This window comes from Paenibacillus hexagrammi (genome assembly GCF_021513275.1).
GTDB lineage: Bacteria > Bacillota > Bacilli > Paenibacillales > NBRC-103111 > Paenibacillus_E > Paenibacillus_E hexagrammi.
Genome location: NZ_CP090978.1, coordinates 6,383,138 through 6,406,336 on the forward strand (window position 1 = coordinate 6,383,138; position 23,199 = coordinate 6,406,336).

Consider the following 23,199-nt stretch of genomic DNA (forward strand, 5'->3'; position numbering starts at 1 on the left):
ATGATCAAAGTGCTTGTGGTGGATGATGATAAGTTAGTTCGTAAGGGCCTGATATCGGCGATGCCGTGGCAGGAGTTTGGCATGCAGGTTGTAGGGGAAGCGAGCAACGGCGCGAAAGCATTGGAGTTCCTTGCAGGTAACCCTGTTGATTTGCTGCTAACCGATCTGGCTATGCCTGTGATGTCGGGAATTGAATTAATGAGGGAGGCCCGCAAACGCTATCCGCGTCTTCCGATCGTCGTCTTGACACTTCATCAAGATTTTGAATATATCCAGGAAGCGTTGCGGCTTGGAGCTATCGATTATATTGCCAAGGTGCAGCTGGAGAAAGAGCAGTTTGAGGTGATCCTCGGCAGGATAGCAAGCCGGATTCAGGATCAGCAAAGCCCCCATCCCCACACGCTTATGCCGGATCAACTCATTCAGGAATACGACCTGGGGTATGTGGTGTTGTCCCTGGATTCCGAGTTCGACCCGAACTGGCCGAGTGAATGGAAGCTTTCGACGGATGCCCTCGTAATGGAGGTTGACCGCAACTGCTGGATGTGGCTGATCACGAATACAGATGAGAGCAAGCTGCTTAACATACTGTCGGAAAAGGTGTCCGCGCTGCCGGAAAGCACGCTGCTCATGGTGTCTGACCTCCGAGGATTCACTTGGAAAGAAATTCAACGATGGGTAAGGGAGTACACAGAGAGAGCATTATTTTATGAGTATCATCCTGATCGCAAGCTGATTGAGGTTTCTATGCGTGATGATCAGGCACCCTACACGGAGCCTAATCAATTACAATTGGAGATGGTGAAGGAGAAGTGGGTATTATCCGCGTGGTTCTATGACGACGAGGTATTTGAACAACGGGTTCAGGATCTGAAAGCATTGCGGTTGCAGGGAGGTCAATTGATGGGCCTGCTATATTCACTTGTGATCGAATGGAACCGATTGTTTGCTCAAACCTTGATAGGCAAAATCCATATGATTAAGGGCGTGCATTCCTGGTATCAAGCCGAGCAGTGGATACGGGGAATCCGCCAAGTGATTCAAGAATCCGCGCATCACGCCTCGTACTCCGAGGAGATTATGGCATGTATGACCAAAGCGGTGCTGCTAATTCAAGCGGAGATGAGCAGCCAGATTACCGCAGCCGACATGGCGCAGCGCTTGAATTTGAGCCGCAGCTATTTCAGTCAATGCTTTAAAGAGATCATCGGCAAGCCGTTCAACGAGTATTCCCGTTTCGTCCGAATCGAGAAAGCGAAGGAGTATCTGCTTAATACGAATAAAACGATCCTTTGGATTGCGGAACAGACGGGGTATACCGATGAGAAGTATTTCAGCAGGGTTTTCCGCGAAATCACCGGCATGCTCCCAAGTGAATACCGGCTTACTCATCGCACTGGCAAATAGAAGGAGCACAGGAAGGCGTCCGCACGCACATTGTTCGGCGTCTTTTTCTCTATTCAGGTAGATAAATGTGTCATACATAGGTGGGCAGATGTTGGAAAGTGTTGGCCACCACGGTCAGACCTGTGAACATTTACGTGCATTTCCCTACCTGAATGCGCATCAGATACCTATCTCAGAGCTGCGATTTTATTGTTTATACTGAAAACAAGCAAAAATGAATGAGAAAGAAGGCGAGCAAATGTCTAAAAAGTTACCCATGCTATTCCTTGCAGCTTCCATGCTTACCGTTACAGCTTGTTCCAGTCAAGTAAGCGAGCCAAGTGCACCAGGCACACCGAGTAAGCGGGGGGCGAGTTCTGAACCCGCGGCCTCGTCGGATCCTTTCGGTAAATATGCGGAGCCAGTGACGCTGAATATTGCGTATAGCGTGGACCCCAACTTTAAGTCAAGCAAAGGGGAGACGCCGGAAAATAACGTTTGGAACAAGGCTATTAAAGACAATTTGAATATTGATATCAAAATCGGATGGCAGGTTGCCAAGGATAATTTTGATCAGAAGATGAATTTGGCTATCGCCAGCAACGATCTGCCGGACGCGATGGTTGTCAATCAAGTGCAGCTGAATCAAATGGTGCGGGCGGGGGAAGTAGCGGATTTAACAGAAGTGTACGATAAATATGCATCTCCTACCGTGAAGAAAATCATTGAAAGCACGGATGGTCTTGCTAAGAGCCAAGTGACGTTTAAAGGAAAAATGATGGCGATCCCATCCGTAACCGCTGAGGATTTCAGCTGGCTGTGGATTCGCAAGGACTGGCTGGATAAGCTGGGCTTGCAGCCGCCGAAAACAGTCGAAGACTTAGAGAAGATAGCAAAAGCCTTCGTAGAACAGGACCCTGACGGCAACGGCAAAGCAGATACGATTGGTCTGGCTGCGGGCAATGGATTGTTCAATGACTTTACCCAGGGTCCGCCTAACTTTGACTTTGAGGCTATTTTTGCAGCCTACCACGCTTATCCAGGCTTCTGGGTGAAGGGATCAGATGGAAAACCGATGTACGGATCTCTGATGCCGGAGGCAAGAGAGGCACTTCTCAAACTGCGTGATATGTACGCGAAGGGTCTGATCGATAAGGAAATTGGTATCCGCAAGGCCCCGGAAGAAACGGTGATTAACGGTAAAGCGGGCATGTTCTTCTGCGGCTTCTATGGCGGGTATTGGCCGCTGCCGGCTGCTTGGAAGAATGATCCTAAGGCGAACTGGCAGTCCTATGCATTACCGCTGGATGCAGCAGGGAAGTACAACGTCATGACGACCAACCCGTCCAACTCCTTCCTAGTTGTGCGTAAAGGATATGCGCATCCTGAAGCTCCTGTCATGATCAATAATATGTATTTAAGAGATGAGTCGAAATACGGCAATGAATTCATGCTAATTCGCAATTTCTTTGCGCCTTTAGATGAGGTTCCATTTGAAATGAAAGCGGCTCAACAGGTATTGGCAGGAACCAAGAAGCCGGAGGATTTCGCAGAAAGCGCGGAATACAAGCTGCTTAACAATACGCTTAAAACGATTACAAATACGAAGCTGCAGCCGTATGACAAGATGGACATTCAGTATTGGAAGCAGGACGATAATGATTTCATGCGTTCCTACTCCTTATTTATCGGCGGGAAGAACAACCTGGATCCAAATCTGAATAAAATCAAGAGCTTGTCCTATACTCGCACCAAGACTATGGAGAACAAGTGGAGCAATTTAACGAAAATGGAGAAAGAAACGTACCTGAAAATTATTATGGGTGCTGCTCCCATTGAGGCCTTCGATCAATTCGTCCAGGACTGGAAGAGTCAAGGCGGCGATCAAGTGACGGCTGAAATAGCGGAAGCTATCCAATAGGGTCAGATTCAAATGAGGGGCGCAGGCATAGGTCCTGCGTTCTCGCCATTAGGAGAAAGGAGAGAGAAGCTTGAAATTCAAGGGATTGGCTTTTCATTATTATCTCATGCTGCTCCCCGGGTATATATGGCTGGTTATGTTCAGCATCGTTCCGTTATTCGGGATTCTCATAGCCTTTGAGGATTACCAGCCTGTGCTGGGCGTACTCCATTCCGACTGGGTGGGGCTCGAAAACTTCAGGTATATGTTCATGCTGAACGATAGTAAGGTCATTTTTTTCAATACAGTCTTTATCGCGGTGATGAAAATTATAGCCAATCTCATTGTACCGGTGGCATTTGCTCTTATGCTTCATGAACTGCGGCTGGCTGTTTTTAAAAGATGGGTGCAGACCTTGGTTTATTTGCCCCATTTTCTATCGTGGGTTATTTTAAGTGGGATTATCATCGATGTTTTATCCTACACGGGACCGATCAACAACATACTGTCCTCATTCGGTGTGGAGCCGACTCTGTTTATGGGGAAGCCGACCTTGTTTCCGTTTCTAGTTGTGGGGAGTGACGTATGGAAGGAATTCGGTTTTAACACGATTATTTATTTGGCCGCTTTGACGAGCATTAATCCTTCGCTGTATGAAGCCGCGGCACTGGATGGCGCGAACCGCTGGCAGCGTCTAAAGAACGTCACGCTCCCAGGCATTTCGCCAACCATTTTCCTGCTGCTTATTTTAAGTCTGGGGAATGTGCTGAATGCAGGTTTCGACCAAGTGTTTAACTTGTATAATCCGCTTGTTTACTCCTCAGGAGACATCGTGGATACCTGGGTGTACCGAGAGGGGCTTCTCAAATTGCAATATGGATTAGCTACGGCTGTCGGGCTGCTCAAATCCGTGGTGGGCTTTATTCTGATTACCTGTTCGTATTACCTGGCTAACCGCTTCACCAATTACAGGATTTTCTGATAAAGGAGCTTGGACATGGTTAGAGAAACAACAGCTGCCTCCAAAGCATTCGATGTCATCCTGATTGCCATCTTAGGAGTCATTGCGCTTTCATGTATATTTCCGCTCTGGTATACCCTGATGGTATCGCTAAGCGAAAAGTCTGCCGCTGCTGCCGGCATTGTCCGTGCGTGGCCGATCGGCTTTAATCTGGTTTCCTATCAGCAGATTATGAGAGACGGCCAATTCTTTCATTCCTTCTGGGTGTCCATTGAGCGAGTGATATTGGGTGCTTCCCTCAGCTTTATCGTGACTGTGCTGATGGCATACCCTCTATCTAAGGAGACGAAGGATTTACGTTCGAGAAACGTCCTCATGTGGATTTTAGTATTTACGATGCTGTTTAATGGCGGTTTAATACCACTCTATCAAACTGTGAAAGCCTATGGGCTGATCGACAACATTTGGGTCTTGGTTCTGTCCGGCGGATTGCCGATGTTCAACGTCATCTTAGTCATCAACTTTTTTAGAGGTTTGCCCAAAGAACTGGAAGAAGCGGCTTTGGTAGACGGGGCGGGTCCTTGGTACACCCTGTTTATGCTGTTCATTCCGCTTTCCGTACCGGTCCTTGCTACCATTACCTTGTTTACGATTGTCGGGCACTGGAATGAGTTTTTCAGCGGGTTGGTCTTCATGACAAAACCGGATCATTACCCGCTGCAAACCTATATTCGGCAAATGGTCATCCAGATTGACCCGTCCCAAATGAACACGGATGCGGAATCGTTGAAGCGATTAAGCGAAATTTCCAACCAGACCTTGAATGCGGCCAAAATTTTTATCGCGATGCTTCCGATACTGGTTATATATCCTTTCCTGCAACGGTTTTTCATTCATGGGATTACGCTTGGCTCTGTAAAGGAATAGATGCTGTTCGGCTGTCACGCCGGGACTTCGGGTCCCGGCTTTTTTTCGTAGATAAGAAAGTATATGTTGTATACTTTTGCTTCGCATCAACCTTGACAAACGCGCTCGTCCCTTAAGGACGACGAAGTCGTTTATCTCACATACATGACATTTGTCATACCCGCAGCTTGACGTTTATGTCTTAAACAGATGAGTCTTATTCTCTATAATGAACATACTGTTAAAATCCGAGGAGGACTATACATCCGTGTCAAAAACCGAGATTTCTAAGCTGAAGCACGCTATTGCCCCTTATGAGAAGACCGATACGAAATCAAGTATTCGTCAAATCGTGAATACGATAGGGCCTTTACTACTTCTTTGGTATGGTGCCTATTTATCCCTTACCGTATCTTACTTGCTGACGCTTTTGATCGCGGTCGTAACGGCCGGCTTTATGGTCCGCACGTTTATCCTTTTCCATGATTGTTGCCACCAATCGTTCTTTAAGAGCCGCTTGGCTAATGATATACTAGGTACAATTACAGGTGTTCTTACCCTTGTCCCGTATCAGCAGTGGAAGCACACGCATGCCATTCACCATGCAACAAGCAGCAACCTGGACAAACGGGGCACTGGCGATATGTGGCTGCTTACTGTTGATGAATATGCCGAATCTCCATTATGGCGCAGAATCGCTTATCGAATCTATCGAAATCCCGTTGTTATGTTCGGCTTGGGTCCGATCGCGGTCTTCCTTATTGAATACCGTTTTAATCGCAAGGGAGCCAAACGCAAGGAACGAATCAATACGTATATAACTAATATATCTATTATAGCGTTGTATGCTTTGTTATCCTGGGCTATCGGATGGCAGGCCTTTCTGATGATTCAGGTTCCGATCTTTATGGTATCCGGCTTACTGGGAATATGGTTGTTCTATGTCCAGCATCAATTTGAGGATTCCTACTTTGAGAATGAAGAAGAATGGAGCTATGTACAAGCCGCGGTAGAAGGCAGTTCCTATTATAAGCTTCCCAAGGTTCTGCAATGGATCACGGGGAATATCGGATTTCACCATGTCCATCACTTGAGCCCTAAAGTTCCTAACTATAACTTGGAGAAGGCGCATGACGCGACTCCGCCGCTTCAGAGAGCGACAACCATTACGGTTTCTACTAGCTTGAAGTCGCTTCGCTACCGTCTATGGAATGAGCAGAGCAAGCAGTTTGTTACCTTTAAGGAAGTCAAGCGGAGCTTACGTAAAGCTGATGCTATAACGGCATCCGTCAAAGAGCAGATTGCAGGACGCAGACCGAATTGGCAAGGCGAATAAGGAAATCAATGCGGGGGAGAGGAGGGCATCTATGCAAAATTGGAGTCAAGTGTCGCGCAAAAATACGGGGCTAAGTCCATACGTGTGGGTGGTCTTCTACATTCTCCCGTTCTATTTTATCTTCCGCTCTTCGTCTACACATGAGATTGTCATCGGGATTTCGATGATCATCGTGTACTTCATTTGTTACGTGCTATCCTTTGTATCCAAAGGGTGGCTTGTTTATTTTTGGACGAGTGTGCAAATTGCGATCTCATGTGCGATGAGTTTGCAGTTCGGTTATGTGTATTTCTCGTTATTCCTGGCCTTTTTTATTGGCAATCTGAGGAACAGGGCGGTATTTTTTACATTATATACGATTCACATTATTAGTACGTTCGCTACGGTTAATTATGGATTTGTTGTGCAAAATCCCGTCTTCTTTCAACAGCTTCCGTTTGTGTTCCTTAGTCTTATTGCGGTTGTTTTACTGCCTATTAGCACATATAACAAGAATAAAGAGTTTAGGCTGCAAGGACAGCTGGAAGATGCGAATAAACGCATTTCGGAGCTGGTAAAACTGGAAGAGCGGCAAAGGATTGCCCGCGATCTGCATGATACACTAGGACAGAAGCTCTCATTAATCGGACTGAAGAGTGAGTTGGCCGGTAAATTAATCATTAAAAATCCGAAACAGGCCGCTGTTGAAATGAAGGATGTCCATCAAACAGCACGTACCGCGCTCAAGGAAGTTCGTGAGATGGTCACGCAAATGCGCGGGACGAAGCTGGAGGATGAGCTGTACCGCATCAGGCAGATCCTGAAGGCAGCACAAATTGAATTCAACATGACGGGGGACTCCAAGCTGACGAACACCTCGCTAATCGATGAGAATGTAATCAGCATGTGCATCAAGGAAGCGGTTAATAATGTGGTGAAGCACAGTGGCGCCCAGTCCTGCTCCCTGGTTATCGAACCTGTCCGGAACGAGACTGTCGTCACGGTTAGAGATGATGGTATTGGTATCGTGGATACGGATAGCTGTATGAGAGGAAGCGGCATACGAGGAATGAAAGAGCGGCTTGAATTTGTAAATGGCAGTCTAGATATCGTCTCCGATCAAGGGACGGCGGTGATCATGAGGGTGCCTAATTCTTACAAACGACCGGAAAGGGGGACGGCCAATGATACGGGTTGTCATTGCGGAAGACCAGAAAATGCTGCTGGGAGCGCTATCTGCCTTGTTGGAGTTGGAGGGTGATATCACGGTTGTAGGAAGAGCCAATAACGGCGAAGATGCCCTCCAATTAGTTTCGCTGCATAAACCCGATATTTGTATTATGGACATCGAAATGCCGGGGAAGAGCGGCCTGGAAGCTGCAGAGGAGCTCAAGGGAAGCGGCTGCAAGGTCATCATTCTGACGACCTTCGCCCGGCCCGGTTATTTCGAACGTGCGGTGAAGGCGGGAGTTAACGGTTATTTGCTTAAAGACAGCCCAAGTGAGGAGCTGGCTGCTTCCATTCGCAGCGTCATGACGGGAAGGCGTATCTATGCACCGGAGCTGGTGGATGATGTGTTCGGTCAATCCAATCCGCTTACGGATCGGGAGAATGAGGTCCTCGTTCTGATGGCTGACGGCAAAAATACAAAGGAAATCGCCAGCGAGTTATACATTACGACAGGTACAGTTCGAAATTACATTTCGGTCATCCTGGAAAAGCTCGATGTGAGTAACCGGATCGAGGCGATTAAGCGTTTTAAAGATAAGGGATGGTTCAGATAAGCGTAGACTCTTCTTTCGAGGTCTGTAACAGAATGCCCGCGCGGCTCCTGTTAAAGGCTTTTTTTATTTATCTCCATTTCTCTCAGCATGTTCAGCAACCTTTTTCCAATTGCTTACGTTTAGGGTGTAGAACTGCTCAAGATCATCGCCAAGGCATGGGATGGCCGAGCCAAATTCGTAGAGGAGGAAGATGGATTTGAAATTATTCAAACAAGTAGGAACAGTAGCGATTGCATCAGCTTTGCTGCTTACGGCAGCTCCGCAAGTATGGGCAAGCACCCCCGTGGCGGCAAGTAAGGTAGTGACGCTTCCAGCCAAGACCAATGCAGACTTGGAACCGACAATTACCAAAGATAAAGCCCTCGAACTTGCCAAGACCTATATAACCATTCCGGAAGGGTACACCCTCCAATCGGCCAATCTCAACTCGTATTACATGATGAATGGACATAACGTTCCGGCATGGAACTTGAATTTTTCCAAGAAAGTTAAGGATCAATACTACGGCAATATCAATGTGACGATTAACGGCATGGACGGGACGCTGACCGGCTACAACATGAACGATAGCGATCCGGACCATAAGCCGAGCTATCCGCCTAAGGTAGATTTCACAGGAGCGAAAGCGATTGCGTCTGCCTGGATCGAGAAGGTGCTGCCAGGTAAACAGCAAGAGCTTTTGTATAACCAGATGGAAGAGAACTCATTCCGGACGCCTCTTGATGGCAATTACCAATACAATATTCGGTTCGATCGTTCGGTAGACGGCGTTCCGTTTATGCAGAATGGCGTTAATGTTATGGTTAATGGTGATGGCCAGGTGACGAGCTACAACTACAATTGGGATGATGAGGTTGAGTTTGAGAAGGGCATAACACCAATTGATAAGGATAAGATTGCGGATACCTTCAAAGACAAGGCGAACATCTCTTTGCTGTATCAAATTCCATATAATGCTCCGGGCCAAAAGAAACCGATCATTACGTATCAATTGAATCCGTTTGTCCTTGATGCTGCTAAAGGGGAGCTATGGAATGACGGCTACATCGATAACGGCGGCGCTGCAGCAACGAAGAAGCCGCTCACTGACAAGCCGCTATCCGAACAACCGGCTCCCGATCTGAATTTGAGCAAGGATGAGGCCGTTAAGCGAGTAACGGATGCCTTCCAAATCCCATCCAGCTATCAGCTGCAGGATGCGTCCTATAACGAATACACAAATCCTGACACCGGTGAGACGACCTCCAGCTGGAACCTTAACTGGAATCTTGCCACAGATGATGACCCTGCAGGAAAAAGAGGCGGCGAAGGTGCTTGGGCCTCGATCAACAGCAAGACGGGAGAAATCCAGAATTTTAACCGATACGTATCCTATACCAATGATTCCTCTAAGCCGGTAGACGCTAAGGTTTCCTTGGAGAAGGCAACCGAGACTGCGGTTGAATTGGTGAAGAAAGAAATGCCTGCGTATACCGATCAACTGGTTCTCGTTACGCCTTCAGCGGAAGGTATGACGGAAGATCAGCTGAAGTTTATGCGCAATTGGGATATTACCTTTGAACGCGTAATTGACGGTGTGATCGCCAACAACGAGACTGTTACTGTCAGTGTAGACCGTACGGACGGAAGCGTGATGAACTATTATTCCTCTTTCAGCAATATGGAGTACCCGAAGCAGAAGCCGGAAGTAATCGCGGTCGACAAGGCCAAAGAAACGCTGCTGTCGCAGTATGACATTGTACTGAATTACGTGACGTCCCATGGTGGACCAATCGCTATTCCATTAGCCAAGTACAACCTGATGAAGGCGGCAGGCGAGACGATTCCAGCTCCTTCCGCAGACACGAATGCAAAAATCGAAGCCAAGCTTGTTTACTCGTTGGTGCCTAAATATACGCAGGAATCCTACATGTTTAATGCTCAGAGCGGAGAGTGGCTAAGTGCGTCTTCAGGCGAAGTCATCACGCTGGACCGTGTGAAAGTGGATGATATCGACAACCACTGGGCTAAAAATGAGCTGCAGCTCATGCTCGACTATCGTGCTTTGGACGTCAAAGACGGAAAAGTGAACCCTGACCAAGCCATTACGCGCGGTGAAATGGTCAAAATGCTCGTTATCGCGATGAACGGCGGCAATCATGGTATTTACTACTCGATGGACCGTGCCGCATCGTTCAAAGATGTAGCCAATGGCTCCAAATATTTCGCCTATGTTGAGAATGCGGTCGATCGCGGTCTGCTGGATCCGGGAACCGAGTTTAATCCGGATGCCAAGATGACTCGCGAGGACATGGCGCAGCTGATTGTCAAAGCCCTTGGCTATAAGACATTGACGAAGTATGAGAAAGTGTTCAATCAAGATTTTGCGGATAAAGCGCAGCTGAAGAACGTCGGCGAAGTAGCCATCGTAGTCGGACTGGATATCATGTCTCTGAACGATGGAAGCTTCGGACCGGACCAGGAAGTGACCAAGGCGCAAGCGGCGGTGGCCTTCTACCGCTACTTGCAGAAGCGTTCCGATTTGCAGGATAGCCCACGTATGTACTAGTAATTAGAGCGAGAAGAGGATGCCGGAGTGTCGGCGTGCTCTTCTTTTTTCTTTGTGTTGAGCCCTGCTCAGGATGAGTCGGAGAGCACCTTATTTTCATAGATTCATCTAGTTATGTTAACTTTTGCAGGTAGCGACGGCGGCCTGCCGATATGATACAATAGGGTCTACATGTGAATTGAAAAAGTGATGGTAAAGGAGTAGAAGCGCGTGGCTGTTCATGGAAAAGTAGGGTTGGAAGATATTATTAAAGCGAATCATGTGCTTAGCAGGGTGTTCGAACCTTCGCCATTGCAGCGCAATGAGCTTTTATCCAATCTATATGAATGTAATGTGTTTTTAAAAGAGAAGATTTGCAGGTGGTCCGCTCGTTTAAAATTCGCGGCGCCTACAATGTGATTCAAAGCCTGTCTCCCGAGGAACGAGCGGCTGGCGTCGTATGCGCGAGCGCTGGCAACCATGCTCAAGGGGTGGCGTATTCCTGCAAGCAGCTTGGCATTGAAGGCAAGATCTTCATGCCCACAACAACCCCTCGCCAGAAGATTTCGCAGGTGAAGCTGTTCGGGGGCTCCTTTGTAGAAGTCATTCTTACCGGCGACAGCTTTGATGATTCCTCCGCACAAGCTAAGGAGTACTGCGTGAGAGAGAATAAGGTATTCATTCATCCGTTTGATGATGTTCGGACGATTGCCGGTCAAGGTACCGTAGGCTTGGAAATCCTTAACCAGATGGCGGAGACGCCTGATTATATATTTGCGACCATTGGCGGCGGCGGACTTGCTGCCGGGGTTGCCGCTTACGCTGAAAGCGTATCTCCCCAGACGCGCATCATCGGCGTTGAGCCGGAAGGCGCAGAGAGCATGTCCGAAGCGATTCGAATGGGAGAGGTCATCACGTTGTCTTCCATTGATAAGTTTGTGGATGGGGCGGCGGTCAAGCAGGTAGGCCAGCTAACCTTTGAGATCTGCCGGGATTTGCTCGAGGATATTGTCGTAGTTCCAGCAGGGAAGGAATGTACGACCATTCTGGAGCTCTACAACAACAATGCGATTGTGATCGAGCCAGCCGGTGCACTTCCTGTAGCTGCTCTTGACGCCTATCGTGAACAAATCCGCGGTAAAAACGTGGTATGCATTATTAGCGGAGGCAATAACGACATTGACCGGATGCAGCAAATTAAAGAGCGATCGTTGATTTACGAGGGTCTCAAACACTACTTTATCTTGAACTTTCCTCAACGTGCGGGAGCGCTTCGCGAGTTTCTGGAGGAAGTGCTCGGACCGACGGACGATATTACCCGATTTGAGTACACGAAGAAGAATAACAGAGACGATGCGCCTGCACTGGTCGGAATCGAACTCAAGAATAAAGACGATTACCATGGTTTAATCGAGCGGCTTGCCCGCAAGGATTATGGGTATATGGAGATCAATAAAGATCCGAAGCTGTTTAATCTGCTGATTTGACACGTTGATACTATTGGCTAAAATTGGGGAATTATGGTATAGTAAATTAGTCCTATATAAAGCATTCATATTTTCGAAAAAGGCAAACTTGCCGAAAGGCAAGGACGCAAAGCTACAGGCCTAATGTCGTGGATGACAATGGCAGCTGGGCTACCGAGAAGAAGCATCTTATTTCATGATACTTCCTGCGGCTATTCCATTTGATGGAATAGCCTTTTTTTTGATTGGAGGAGGATATAAGTGTGAGTAGTCGTCCTGTCTTAAAAGAGCATGTCCCTAGCAGGCGTTACGCTTGGGAATATATTTGCTTGATCTGCGTTGCTCTCCTTACCGTGAATCTGCTCAGCACGGTTTCCGTGCAAGCAAACGGCATGCTGCCGGGAGTACTTTTCTCCGTCTTCATTTGTTCGGCGCTGCTGGTGAGGAAGAAGCTGGCTGCGGTTCTCTTTGCAAGCGGAGCAGCTGCATGTTTCGTTGCAGCAGCCTTGCTGGCGGTACCCGTGCAGTTGGTCAGCTTATGCTTGCACACGGTGATTTGTACGGTGCTGGCTTACAGCATTCGCCGGTTGCTGACGGCTCGCGAATACTATAAAGCACACAGCTCGCAGATGGAGTATATTGCGAATCATGATGCACTGACCGGATTGCCCAATCGCCGGCTGTTCGAAGACCGCCTGGAGCAGTATTTGCTTCATGCCAAGAGGCATCAGCAGCTGGTAGCCGTTATTTTTCTGGATTTGAACCGATTTAAAGATATTAATGATACCATGGGACATGCGTATGGCGATCTGCTGATTCGTCAGGCGGGGGAGCGGCTGCTTCATTGCCTGAGAGGCGACGATACCGTCTATCGGCAGGGTGGAGATGAGTTCACTATTTTGCTGCCTTTCATTACAAAGCCCGAGGATGTAAGACATGTCGCAGCCCGCATTCAGAAAGCGCTCGAACAGCCTTTTCTGCTGGAGGGGCATTCGTTCGAAGTTACGGCAAGCATGGGAATCGCACTGTATCCCTTGGATGGTGATACTCCAGAGAAGCTGATGATCCGCGCGGACGAGGCCATGTATGGGGCTAAGCAGAAGAAAGATACGCGTTATCAATTCTATGCGGCGGATATCGATAGTATGGTGGCGAGCAAAGCGCGGTTGGAGAAAGAACTGACCGAAGCGCTTGAACGTAAAGAATTCGATTTGCGCTATCAACCGCAGTATGAAGTAGCCAGTGGACGGCTAATTGGGATGGAAGCAGTTATTCATTGGAATAAATCAGAACAGATTGCTGCCGCCCCTAGTGAGTGGATGCGTCTAGCGGAGGAATGCGGGCTCATGATTCCCATTGGCCGCTGGGCCATCTGGACGGCCTGTCTGCAGGCTAAGAGCTGGCGCGATGCGGGTTATCCGCCTCTTCGTCTCACGGTAGGGGTCACGGCATCTCAGTTTAAAGATGGACAATTTCTCGATGTAATGACGGATATATTGAAGGCAACCGGGCTGGATGCTTCATGGATTGAGCTTGATATGGCGGAGGGCATTGCAGCATCGAGCCTTCAAGAGGTTGGGGAGAAGCTGAGGATTCTGAAAGCATTGGGATTCCGGATTGCTATGGACGACATGTGCACCGGCTTGTTTACAAGAACCGGCGGCACCTACATCCCCGCTGATAGTGTGAAGCTTGATAGCACGCTGATCAAAGGCCTCCCTGAGAATGGAGACAATCAAGAGCTTGCCGAAGCGATCGTTACGATGGCGCAAAGGCTGCAGTTGAACTTGATCGCCAAAGGCGTAGAAACGAAAGAGCAGCTTGAGCATCTTCAGATCATTCGCTGCGCGGAAGCACAAGGGAAATGGTTCAGCAGTCCGCTCGATTCTGCCGAATTTACCCGGCTGCTGAAAGAGAAAATCAGTTGATAGGACACTTTTGAAAGTGTCCTATAGACAATTATTGACCTCCGGTTGTATAATTTGAAGTCGGACATGAATTCCAAATTGTAGCTGATGACAAAACCCCAGTGTTACCTTGTGTGACGATACGAATTGTGTGTATGGCTGACAATGGGAGCTTCCCTGACATAGAAAATAGTGATACACTCGTACTCGAAGCGGGCTACATATTTTGCGGCGTGAAGGTCATACTACATACTGGAATTCCATGGAAGTGTTTTTAAAATTATCGTTGGGGGTACGAACTAATGAAAAGAATGCTTACTACTGCTTTAATGGCTGTCACCGTGTCAGCTATGGTTGTATCGGGCTGCGGCAAGAAACCGGAAACGAACACAGGCGGTGCATCTCAGGCTCCTGCTGCTAGCGCAGCGGCATCTGCCACTCCTGGCTCTGCGAAGGCGGCTAACTTGAAGATCGGTATGGTTACCGATATTGGCGGAGTGAACGACAAATCCTTTAACCAAAGCGCGTGGGAAGGCCTTAAGAAGCTGGAAAAAGACACAGGCGTTAAAGTGAAAAACCTGGAAAGCAAAAGCGACTCTGATTATACTCCCAACTTGAATACATTTGTTAAAGATAAGTATGACTTGACTTGGGGAATCGGATTCTTAATGGGAGATTCACTGAAAACCGTAGCTACCCAAAATCCAGATTCCAAATTTGCGATCATCGATAACGTTGTGGAAGCTCCTAACGTAGAATCCGTAACATTCTCTGAGAATGAAGGTGCGTTCCTGGTTGGTGTTGTAGCAGGCTTGACGACAAAAACGAACAAAATCGGTTTTGTCGGCGGCGTGGACATTCCGGTTATCAAACGCTTTGATGCAGGCTTCAAGGCAGGGGTTGCGGCGGTGAATCCTGACGCGAAGATCCAGGCGATCTACACGGGAGCATTCGATAAGCCGGACCTTGGTAAAGCTGCGGCAGCAACGATCTTCAACGATGGCGCAGATATCATCTTCCACGCATCCGGTTCAACGGGTAACGGTGTATTCAATGAGGCGAAAGACCGCTTCAAGGCTGGTCAAAAATTGTGGGTTATCGGTGTAGATAAAGATCAGTCGCTTGAGTTCGGCGACGATATCACGCTGACTTCCATGATGAAGCGTGTAGATGAAGCGGTTGAGAGAGTGTCCAAGGATGTCATCGACAATAAATTCCAAGGCGGTAAAGTGGTAGTCCTTGGTTTGAAGGATAATGGTGTGGGATTGCCTGAAACGTCCAAGAAGAACGTAACTCCTGAAATTTTGGCTAAAGTCGAAGAGTATAAAAACAAAATCATCAGCGGCGAAATTAAAGTTCCTGAACAATAAAGAACGGTTAGCGGCAGATCGATACTTACTAGCAAGGCTGGTTGCAAAACTGGCCTTGTTCTTTAGTTCTAAGGGTCATTATGAGGTTCCGTTATTCAAATAACTCAGTAGGGTGATTACATGAGTACAGCAGCCCCTGTGGTTGAGCTATCCCATATTACAAAAAGATTTCCCGGTATCGTCGCCAACGATTCCATCAGTCTCCAACTGCGTAAGGGAGAGATTCATGCTCTGCTAGGGGAGAACGGCGCAGGGAAATCAACGCTAATGAATATTTTGTTTGGTCTCTATCAGCCTGACGAGGGTACGATCAAGGTGCAGGGCAAAGAGGTGCGGATCGACAGTCCGAATCGGGCGATTGAGCTTGGAATCGGCATGGTGCATCAGCATTTTAAGTTGGTGCAGCCTTTTACCGTAACAGAGAATATTGTTCTGGGTATGGAGCCGAAGAAGGGCATGCGTGTGGACTACCGAACTGCTCAGGAGAAGGTAGGCAGATTATCCGAGCAGTATGGCTTGAAAGTAGATCCCAAAGCGAAAATCGAGGATATATCCGTCGGTATGCAGCAGCGCGTAGAAATTTTGAAAACGCTCTATCGCGGAGCGGATATTTTGATTTTTGACGAGCCTACCGCGGTCTTAACGCCGCTGGAGATCAGTGAGCTGATTGAGATTATGCGGAACCTGGTGAAAGAGGGCAAATCGATCATTCTGATTACCCATAAGCTCAAGGAGATTATGGAGATCGCCGATACGGTCACAATTATTCGTAGAGGCAAGGTCATTGATACGCTCGCCTGTGCATCGGCGAATCCGCAAATTTTGGCGGAGAAGATGGTAGGACGCGACGTCTCCTTTAAGGTAGATAAGAAGGAAGCGAAGCCTGAAGCTCCAGTCCTTCAGGTGCGGGAACTTACAGCCCGTAATCAGCAGGGTCTTGCGGCTTTGAAAGGGCTTAGCTTTGAAGTGCGCGCCGGGGAGATCCTCGGTATCGCAGGTGTGGACGGGAACGGACAAAGCGAGCTGATCGAAGCCCTGACAGGCCTGCGTCCGGTAGATGGTGGGCAAGTGCTGCTGGAGGGCAAAGACATCACAGGACTGTCTGCCAGAACGATTTCGGAGGCGGGTTTGTCCCATATTCCGGAGGATCGTCATAAGCATGGTTTGGTGCTTGATTTTACCATGAGTGAGAATATGGTGCTTGAGACGTATTTCCATCCTGAATTCAACCGAAGCGGTTTGCTGGACTACAAAGCAATTGACAAACATGCCGAGGCGTTAATTCAAAAGTTTGATGTGCGTACGCCGTCCATCTATAACAAAGCGCGTTCTCTATCTGGCGGTAATCAGCAGAAAGCGATTATTGCCAGGGAAATACATAAGAATCCGAGCCTGCTCATCGCAGCTCAGCCTACTCGCGGACTTGACGTGGGAGCAATCGAATTCGTGCACCGTCAGTTGATTGAGCAGCGGGACAAGGGGAAAGCGGTCCTGCTCATTTCCTTTGAGCTGGATGAAATCATGAACGTATCCGATCGCATTGCGGTCATCTACGAGGGGCGTATTGTAGGTGAGGTACTGCCTGGCGAGACGAACGATCAGGAGATCGGGCTCTTGATGGCGGGCAGCAGCGTGAACAGCGTGAAGAAGGGAGCTACACATGAATAAAGCTATAAAAGTGTTTTCGGCTGACTCGCTCATCACGCCGTTGGTAGCTATCCTGCTTGGTCTTCTATTCGGCGCGCTTGTCATGCTGGTCGGGGGCTATAATCCTATTGATGCTTATGCGGCGCTATTTGAGCGGATGTTCGGCAGCGCTTATGATATTGGCGAGGCGATTCGCGCACTGACACCGCTTATTTTTACCGGGCTATCTGTTGCATTTGCATTCCGTACGGGGTTGTTCAACATCGGCGCTGAGGGCCAGGTCATCATGGGGATGACAGGCGCAACGCTGATTGGTGTCAAAATCCACAGCCTGCCATGGATCATCCATGCTCCGCTTGCTGTGATTGTAGGAGCGCTGATGGGAGGACTGTGGGGGGCGATTGCCGGATATCTCAAGGCGAAGCGCGGCGTGAATGAGGTCATCACGACGATCATGCTCAATTGGATCGCGCTTTTCTTGTCCAACTACATCGTGAACACGTTCCTGCTTGAGCCGAAGCAGCAGCGTTCTTATATGATTCAGGATACCGCCTCTCTGAGCCTCGACTCGCTATCCGCATTGATGGATAATGCCCGGCTTCACTGGGGGACTGTAGTCGCCGTGCTTGCGGCCGTTGTTTTCTATATCATTCTGTGGAAAACAAAAATGGGCTACGAGCTGCGCGCCGTAGGCTACAACATCCACGCAGCGCAGTATGCGGGCATGGATGTGAGTCGCAACATCGTGAAGGCGATGTTTATCAGCGGTATTTTTGCCGGACTGGCCGGCGTATTTGAAATTCTCGGCGTGTTCCATTATCAGGTGGTGGCTGCGGCATCGCCGGGCTACGGCTTTGACGGCATTGCGGTCTCGCTGCTTGGAGCGAACAATCCCTGGGGCATTATCCTAGGCGCCGCGCTGTTCGGCGGATTGACCTATGGCTCGGCCGGGATGAGCTTCGGTGCGGATGTTCCGCCGGAAATTATTCGAATCGTGATCGGATCCGTGATCTTCTTCGTCGCTACACAAGGGATTGTGAGATGGGTCCTGCTTCCGTTCTATGCCAAACGCAAGAAAGAGAGGGCGTTGTAACATGAGTTTTCTATCGATATTGGATGCGACCCTTTCCAAAGGCAGTGAGCTGATCAACACTACTCTTGTGTTCTCGACAGCACTTATTTTCCGGGGCGCTCGGGGGCATTTTCTCCGAACGGTCCGGAGTGGTCAATATCGGCATTGAAGGGTTGATGGTCTCCGGAGCATTCGCGTCGGCTGTCGGCTCTTATTATGCGGAGGAAGCCGGGCTTGGAGCTTGGTCACCTTGGATTGGACTGGTGGCGGCGGTGGCCTTTGCTCTTATCTTTGCTTTGATCCACGCGGTAGCCTCCATTACCTTCAAAGCAGATCAAGTCATCAGCGGGGTTGTCATTAACTTTCTGGCTGCAGGCGCGACCGTATACTTGGTGAAAATCTTGTTCGAAGGAGCGGGGCAGACGGAGACGCTGAACGATGTGTTCAGTAAAGTGGCCATTCCGGGGTTATCCCAAATTCCTTATCTCGGTTATGCGCTGTTCAATGCGTATCCAACTACCTATCTCGCACTGATACTGGTTGCGGTCACGTACTATGTGTTGTTTAAAACGCCATTCGGTCTTCGCCTGCGTTCTGTGGGCGAGCATCCGAGCGCAGCCGATACCGTAGGGATCAAGGTGAAGCGTATCCGTTATATGGCCGTACTGATCAGCGGTGCTTTGGCAGGACTGGGCGGAGCGACGATTACGCTCACTACAACCAGTAACTTCTCGCATAATACAATCTCCGGACAAGGCTTTATTGCGATGGCAGCCATGATCTTCGGTAAGTGGCATCCGGTGGGGGCTTTAGGCGCAGCCGTATTTTTCGGTATGGCGCAAGCGCTGAACAACTTCTTGCAGCTGTTCGATTTCTCGAAAGCAATCCCGCAAGAATTCTTGTTCATGCTGCCGTATGTGCTGACTATTCTTGTGCTTGCTGGGGCGGTAGGACGCGCGAAAGCGCCGTCTGCGCTGGGCGAGCCGTACGATCCGGGTAAGCGGTAAAACAAAAAAACATGCATCTTGACGGTAGGGTAACCTGCCGATGGGATGCATGTTTTTTTATTATTGATTTCTTGCCGCGGGAAGCTCCCCCCCAACGTGCGGGTGTGGCGTCGCCATGACGGTCGTCAACCAGAGCCGTTGCTAACCGATTTGCTGCAGCTCCCGGTGGCGGGAGATGACGACGTCGATCATGCAGCGGTATATATGTACGGCATAGTCGGGATTCAAGCCTTTTTCTTCAGCTAGCTTGCGGATTTTCATAAATTGCTCAGACTCTCTAGCGGTATCCTGGGCGCCTAGCTGGTGCTCTTTTTATACAAGCCGACTGCTCGGTGCATTGGAATCTTCGGGCCAGTAATGAAATAATCTCTTGATCAATCCGGTCGATCTCTTCCCGAAGTGAATGTAGATCCGTGGTCATAGCTTTGTGCCTCCATTCGCGGTCAATGATGTTTTCACTAGTATACTATAAAAGTCGCCAAGCGAAGTTCAAATTGTTCATTTCGCAGCTAGGAGGATCTGATAACTACGGAGTCCATCCTGTCTCTTGCTGACAATTGAAACGGAACTGCCTGAGCTAGAATTGTTAAGGTTGTCAGCTTTAGTTGTTTGGAAGACTATGGTAAATTAAACATGGATAAAGTATGTGCCGAACGCTATTACAGGTGTTTCATTTGGTTTCGGTATTCCGTTGGCGACATGCCGTACCAGCGGCGAAACTGCTTGGAAAAATACAAAGGGTCGTGAAAGCCCACAGAGGAGGCAATCTGCTCGACGGTCAGCTCCTCGCGCTCACGCAGCAGCAGCCGGGCTTTATCAATCCGCAGCTTCAGCAGGAAGGTCACGGGTGTCACCTTGGTGTGCCGCTTGAACAATCGGGATAAATAGGCGCGATTATATCCGAGGCTTTCCGCCATCAGCTCGATCGTGATCGGCTCCGCATACTGGGTGGACAAGTAGTGGATAGCCTGCTGCACAATGCGGTCGCCTTCCGCGTCGCTGACAGCTGAAGAGGCGGAGCCAGATGACAGGCTATCGCAATAATCAGCGAACAGCAGCAGCAGATAGCCGGCTGCCTTGAGCTGGGCATTCGCTTTCCGTGCGCGGAAGGCATGGCGAATCTGATGAAAAAGAACCGGGATATGCCGGCTTCGTCGCATGCGAATAATCGGATATGCCGGATTCACACCGCTGTCCGCAACTAGCGGAGCTGCTTTGGATCCTGTGAATGCAAGCCAGCAGTAATGCCAAGGGTCATCAGAATCGGATACATAGCTGATTAACTGCTCGGGTTCAATGATGAAGCTGTCTCCTGCACCAAGCGCATGCTCGACGCCCTGGCAGGTAAATACGCCCTTCCCTGAGATGACATAATGAACAAGGTAATAGTCATATACCTTCGGTCCCAGCCGATGCTCAGGCTTCGTTTGGCTCTCACCTGTAAAAAGCACCGTCAGCTCGCTGTCATGCGCAGAAAGAGGGTTAGATACGACGTAGTAGCTGTCAGGCTTGGTCATGGCTTTGCTTCCCTTTCTTTTGCAACTTGATGAAATCTCCACATGCTTACTTTATCATAAACGGCACCGAACATCACCGGTGTAAAAATCACATTTTTCCATGTAGAGATAACATCGCTCCATAGTAAATAGGGGCTCGATCTCTTATACTGAAAGTACAAACAGACGAATACATGCATTTCATTCTCATACAAAGGCGGTGCCATCATGGCAGACTTACAAGCACTCAAACAAAAATTTCTAGAAATTTACGGCGAATCCGCAGCTCCGATTGCGGCATTTCATGCGCCTGGCAGGGTGAACTTGATCGGTGAGCATACCGACTACAACGGCGGCTATGTATTCCCGGCGGCGCTTACGTTCGGAACTACGATGCTGGCACGTCCGAGAGAAGACCAGAGCATCGGCTTTGCCTCCACCAATATGAAGCTGCGCAAACAAATTTCCATAGCGGACATTGCATACACCGAAGAGGACGACTGGATCAACTATCCGAAAGGCATTGTGCGCCACCTACAGCTGGAAGGCTTCCCTGTGACCAAGGGTTACGATCTGTTGTTCCACGGGGAAATCCCGAACGGTGCAGGCCTCTCTTCCTCCGCATCCATCGAAGTGGTAACGGCATACGGGCTTATGACACTGGAAGGTTACCCTACAGATACCGTGAAGATCGCGCTTCTTGCGCAAAAAACAGAGAATCAGTTCGTCGGCGTTAACTGCGGCATCATGGATCAGTTCGCTGTCGCTAACGGCAAGAAGGATCATGCCATTCTGCTGATGTGCGATACGCTGGAGTACAGCCATGTTCCATTCCAAAGCGGCAGCTACAAGCTGGTGATCGGAAACACCAACAAACGCAGAGGTCTGGTGGATTCCGCCTATAACGAGAGAAGAAGCCAATGCGAGCAAGCGGTAGTCGATCTGCAAAAGCAGTTCCCGGACATCACGCTTCTTGGACAAATTTCGCTGGCTCAGTTCAATGAATACAAGCATCTAATTACGGATGAAACGGTACGCCGCAGAGCGCAGCACGTTGTGGAAGAAATCGACCGCGTTCTGCAATCGATCGAGGTGCTGAAGGCAAACAACCTGGAGGCATTCGGCAAGCTGATGATCGGCTCCCACGATTCCCTCCGCGATCTATATGAAGTAACCGGAGCGGAGCTCGATGCCATGGTTGCTGCGGCGCTGAAGGTTCCAGGTGTGCTCGGAGCGCGGATGACAGGCGCGGGCTTTGGCGGATGTACCGTATCGTTGGTGCATGAAGATAGCGTACAGACATTCATCGATCAAGTAGGCAAAGAATATACAGAGCAAACAGGTCTGGTTCCAAGCTTCTATGTATGTGATATCGGTAACGGGGTCGAACAAGTCGGGGAGGCGTTGTAAATGGCGATTTTGGTAACGGGTGGAGCCGGATATATCGGTTCCCATACGGTAGCGGAGCTTCTTGCTAGAGGAGAAGAGGTCGTTGTTGTAGATAATCTGCAGCAGGGTCACCGCGAAGCGGTTCTAGGCGGTAAGCTGTATGTAGGGGATTTGCGCGACGGCGAGTTTTTGGATACGGTGTTCTCAGAAAATTCAATCGATGCGATCATTCACTTCGCAGCTAATTCTTTGGTGGGCGAGAGCATGACGAATCCAGCGAAGTACTACCACAACAATGTGTACGGAACGCTCTGCCTGCTGGAGAAAATGAATCAATACGACGTGAAAAAAATCGTCTTCTCCTCCACGGCGGCTACCTACGGAGAACCGGAGAACATCCCGATTCTGGAGACGGATCGGACCCTGCCGACGAATACGTATGGGGAAACAAAGCTTGCGATGGAAAAAATGATGAAGTGGTTCGATACAGCTCACGGTATCAAATACGTGTCGCTGCGCTACTTCAATGCGGCCGGTGCTCATGCCAGCGGTAAAATCGGTGAAGATCACAGCCCGGAAACGCATCTCATTCCGATTATCCTTCAAGTGGCTCTGGGTCAAAGACCGCACATTTCGATCTTCGGTGATGACTATACGACGGAAGACGGCACTTGCATCCGCGACTACATCCATGTCAGCGATCTGGCTAGCGCGCATGTGCTTGCTGTTGAGAAGCTCCGTCAAGGTGCGGATAGCGCCATTTACAACCTGGGTAACGGTAAAGGGTTCTCGGTTAAAGAAGTTGTCGACATTGCCCGCAAGGTAACGGGGCATGCGATTCCTGCGGTGGTTGAGCCTCGCCGTGCAGGCGACCCGGCCGTGCTGATCGCTTCTTCCGAGCGGGCCAGAGCGGAGCTTGGCTGGAAGCCAACTCGCGATTCGCTGGAAGCGATCATTGAGAGCGCGTGGAATTGGCATCAAAGCCGTCCTGACGGCTATAACGATAAATAAGCAGATGTAAGCTGCCCCGGCGGCTATAACGATAAATATACCGGCTGTAAGCCGC

Annotated in this window: 15 protein-coding genes, 3 pseudogenes and 1 riboswitch; of the genes and pseudogenes, 16 read left to right on the forward strand and 2 right to left on the reverse strand. The window is 49.2% G+C overall.

Translation table 11 applies throughout. The features are described 5' to 3' along the window. From L0M14_RS29320 to L0M14_RS29385, 14 genes and pseudogenes are all read left to right on the forward strand, one after another. The gene (locus L0M14_RS29320) at window positions 1-1,407 is read left to right on the forward strand and encodes a response regulator transcription factor (RefSeq protein ID WP_235119920.1); all 1,407 of its coding nucleotides are present in this window, start codon (window positions 1-3) and stop codon (window positions 1,405-1,407) included. Between the two features lie 238 nt (window positions 1,408-1,645). Then, window positions 1,646-3,307, forward strand: a complete 1,662-nt coding sequence (locus L0M14_RS29325) for an extracellular solute-binding protein (protein WP_235119921.1) — start codon at window positions 1,646-1,648, stop codon at window positions 3,305-3,307. Window positions 3,308-3,377: 70 nt separating this feature from the next. Beyond that, window positions 3,378-4,268 (forward strand): ABC transporter permease, encoded by an 891-nt coding sequence (locus L0M14_RS29330; protein ID WP_235119922.1) that lies wholly within the window; start codon window positions 3,378-3,380, stop codon window positions 4,266-4,268. Window positions 4,269-4,283: 15 nt separating this feature from the next. Beyond that, entirely contained in the window at window positions 4,284-5,174 is an 891-nt protein-coding gene (locus L0M14_RS29335) for a carbohydrate ABC transporter permease (RefSeq protein WP_235119923.1), read from the forward strand. Window positions 5,175-5,382: 208 nt separating this feature from the next. Further along, window positions 5,383-6,489 carry a Delta(5) desaturase DesA gene (locus L0M14_RS29340; RefSeq protein ID WP_405030809.1) on the forward strand — a complete coding sequence of 369 codons (1,107 nt, stop codon included), beginning with the start codon at window positions 5,383-5,385 and terminating at the stop codon, window positions 6,487-6,489. A 31-nt stretch (window positions 6,490-6,520) separates the two neighbouring features. After that, entirely contained in the window at window positions 6,521-7,729 is a 1,209-nt protein-coding gene (locus tag L0M14_RS29345; protein WP_235119925.1) for a sensor histidine kinase, read from the forward strand. Further along, complete coding sequence (locus L0M14_RS29350; protein WP_235119926.1) at window positions 7,653-8,252, forward strand: response regulator transcription factor; 600 nt, start codon at window positions 7,653-7,655, stop codon at window positions 8,250-8,252. The genes L0M14_RS29345 and L0M14_RS29350 overlap by 77 nt, the downstream gene beginning before the upstream one ends. A gap of 196 nt (window positions 8,253-8,448) precedes the next feature. Then, window positions 8,449-10,800: an S-layer homology domain-containing protein gene (locus tag L0M14_RS29355; RefSeq protein ID WP_235119927.1), complete on the forward strand. Its 2,352-nt coding sequence runs from the start codon at window positions 8,449-8,451 to the stop codon at window positions 10,798-10,800. Between the two features lie 210 nt (window positions 10,801-11,010). Further along, window positions 11,011-12,266, forward strand: a pseudogene (gene ilvA, locus L0M14_RS29360) (threonine ammonia-lyase IlvA). A gap of 71 nt (window positions 12,267-12,337) precedes the next feature. After that, a riboswitch (cyclic di-GMP riboswitch) is annotated at window positions 12,338-12,424 on the forward strand. Between the two features lie 84 nt (window positions 12,425-12,508). After that, on the forward strand, window positions 12,509-14,173 hold the full coding sequence (locus L0M14_RS29365) for a putative bifunctional diguanylate cyclase/phosphodiesterase (protein ID WP_235119928.1): 1,665 nt from the start codon (window positions 12,509-12,511) through the stop codon (window positions 14,171-14,173). A gap of 281 nt (window positions 14,174-14,454) precedes the next feature. After that, window positions 14,455-15,522: a BMP family lipoprotein gene (locus L0M14_RS29370; RefSeq protein WP_235119929.1), complete on the forward strand. Its 1,068-nt coding sequence runs from the start codon at window positions 14,455-14,457 to the stop codon at window positions 15,520-15,522. A 120-nt stretch (window positions 15,523-15,642) separates the two neighbouring features. Next, window positions 15,643-17,190, forward strand: coding sequence for an ABC transporter ATP-binding protein (locus tag L0M14_RS29375; protein ID WP_235119930.1), 1,548 nt, complete (start codon window positions 15,643-15,645; stop codon window positions 17,188-17,190). Next, window positions 17,183-18,262, forward strand: a complete 1,080-nt coding sequence (locus L0M14_RS29380) for an ABC transporter permease (RefSeq protein ID WP_235119931.1) — start codon at window positions 17,183-17,185, stop codon at window positions 18,260-18,262. The genes L0M14_RS29375 and L0M14_RS29380 overlap by 8 nt, the downstream gene beginning before the upstream one ends. 1 nt (window position 18,263) lies before the next feature. Next, a pseudogene (locus tag L0M14_RS29385) lies at window positions 18,264-19,248 on the forward strand (ABC transporter permease). Between the two features lie 141 nt (window positions 19,249-19,389). On the opposite strand, the pseudogene L0M14_RS32135 reads toward L0M14_RS29385, so the two are convergent. Both L0M14_RS32135 and L0M14_RS29395 read right to left on the reverse strand, forming a co-directional pair. Then, window positions 19,390-19,669: pseudogene (locus tag L0M14_RS32135) on the reverse strand (chorismate mutase). Window positions 19,670-19,907: 238 nt separating this feature from the next. Next, complete coding sequence (locus L0M14_RS29395; RefSeq protein ID WP_235119933.1) at window positions 19,908-20,765, reverse strand: AraC family transcriptional regulator; 858 nt, start codon at window positions 20,763-20,765, stop codon at window positions 19,908-19,910. Window positions 20,766-20,972: 207 nt separating this feature from the next. Between L0M14_RS29395 and L0M14_RS29400 the strand changes: the two genes are divergently transcribed. Further along, window positions 20,973-22,154, forward strand: a complete 1,182-nt coding sequence (locus L0M14_RS29400) for a galactokinase (protein WP_235119934.1) — start codon at window positions 20,973-20,975, stop codon at window positions 22,152-22,154. After that, on the forward strand, window positions 22,155-23,144 hold the full coding sequence (gene galE / locus L0M14_RS29405; protein ID WP_235119935.1) for a UDP-glucose 4-epimerase GalE: 990 nt from the start codon (window positions 22,155-22,157) through the stop codon (window positions 23,142-23,144). The last annotated feature ends 55 nt before the right edge of the window (window positions 23,145-23,199 follow it).

What these genes read in the sequence shown, in the direction of transcription:
- L0M14_RS29320 (WP_235119920.1), top strand. Translation starts at nt 1, where the DNA reads ATGATCAAAGTGCTTGTGGTGGATGATGATAAGTTAGTTCGTAAGGGC.
- L0M14_RS29325 (WP_235119921.1), top strand. Translation starts at nt 1,646, where the DNA reads ATGTCTAAAAAGTTACCCATGCTATTCCTTGCAGCTTCCATGCTTACC.
- L0M14_RS29335 (WP_235119923.1), top strand. Translation starts at nt 4,284, where the DNA reads ATGGTTAGAGAAACAACAGCTGCCTCCAAAGCATTCGATGTCATCCTG.
- L0M14_RS29340 (WP_405030809.1), top strand. Translation starts at nt 5,383, where the DNA reads ATGAACATACTGTTAAAATCCGAGGAGGACTATACATCCGTGTCAAAA.
- L0M14_RS29345 (WP_235119925.1), top strand. Translation starts at nt 6,521, where the DNA reads ATGCAAAATTGGAGTCAAGTGTCGCGCAAAAATACGGGGCTAAGTCCA.
- L0M14_RS29350 (WP_235119926.1), top strand. Translation starts at nt 7,653, where the DNA reads ATGATACGGGTTGTCATTGCGGAAGACCAGAAAATGCTGCTGGGAGCG.
- L0M14_RS29370 (WP_235119929.1), top strand. Translation starts at nt 14,455, where the DNA reads ATGAAAAGAATGCTTACTACTGCTTTAATGGCTGTCACCGTGTCAGCT.
- L0M14_RS29375 (WP_235119930.1), top strand. Translation starts at nt 15,643, where the DNA reads ATGAGTACAGCAGCCCCTGTGGTTGAGCTATCCCATATTACAAAAAGA.
- L0M14_RS29380 (WP_235119931.1), top strand. Translation starts at nt 17,183, where the DNA reads ATGAATAAAGCTATAAAAGTGTTTTCGGCTGACTCGCTCATCACGCCG.
- L0M14_RS29395 (WP_235119933.1), bottom strand. Translation starts at nt 20,765, where the DNA reads ATGACCAAGCCTGACAGCTACTACGTCGTATCTAACCCTCTTTCTGCG.
- L0M14_RS29400 (WP_235119934.1), top strand. Translation starts at nt 20,973, where the DNA reads ATGGCAGACTTACAAGCACTCAAACAAAAATTTCTAGAAATTTACGGC.
- galE (WP_235119935.1), top strand. Translation starts at nt 22,155, where the DNA reads ATGGCGATTTTGGTAACGGGTGGAGCCGGATATATCGGTTCCCATACG.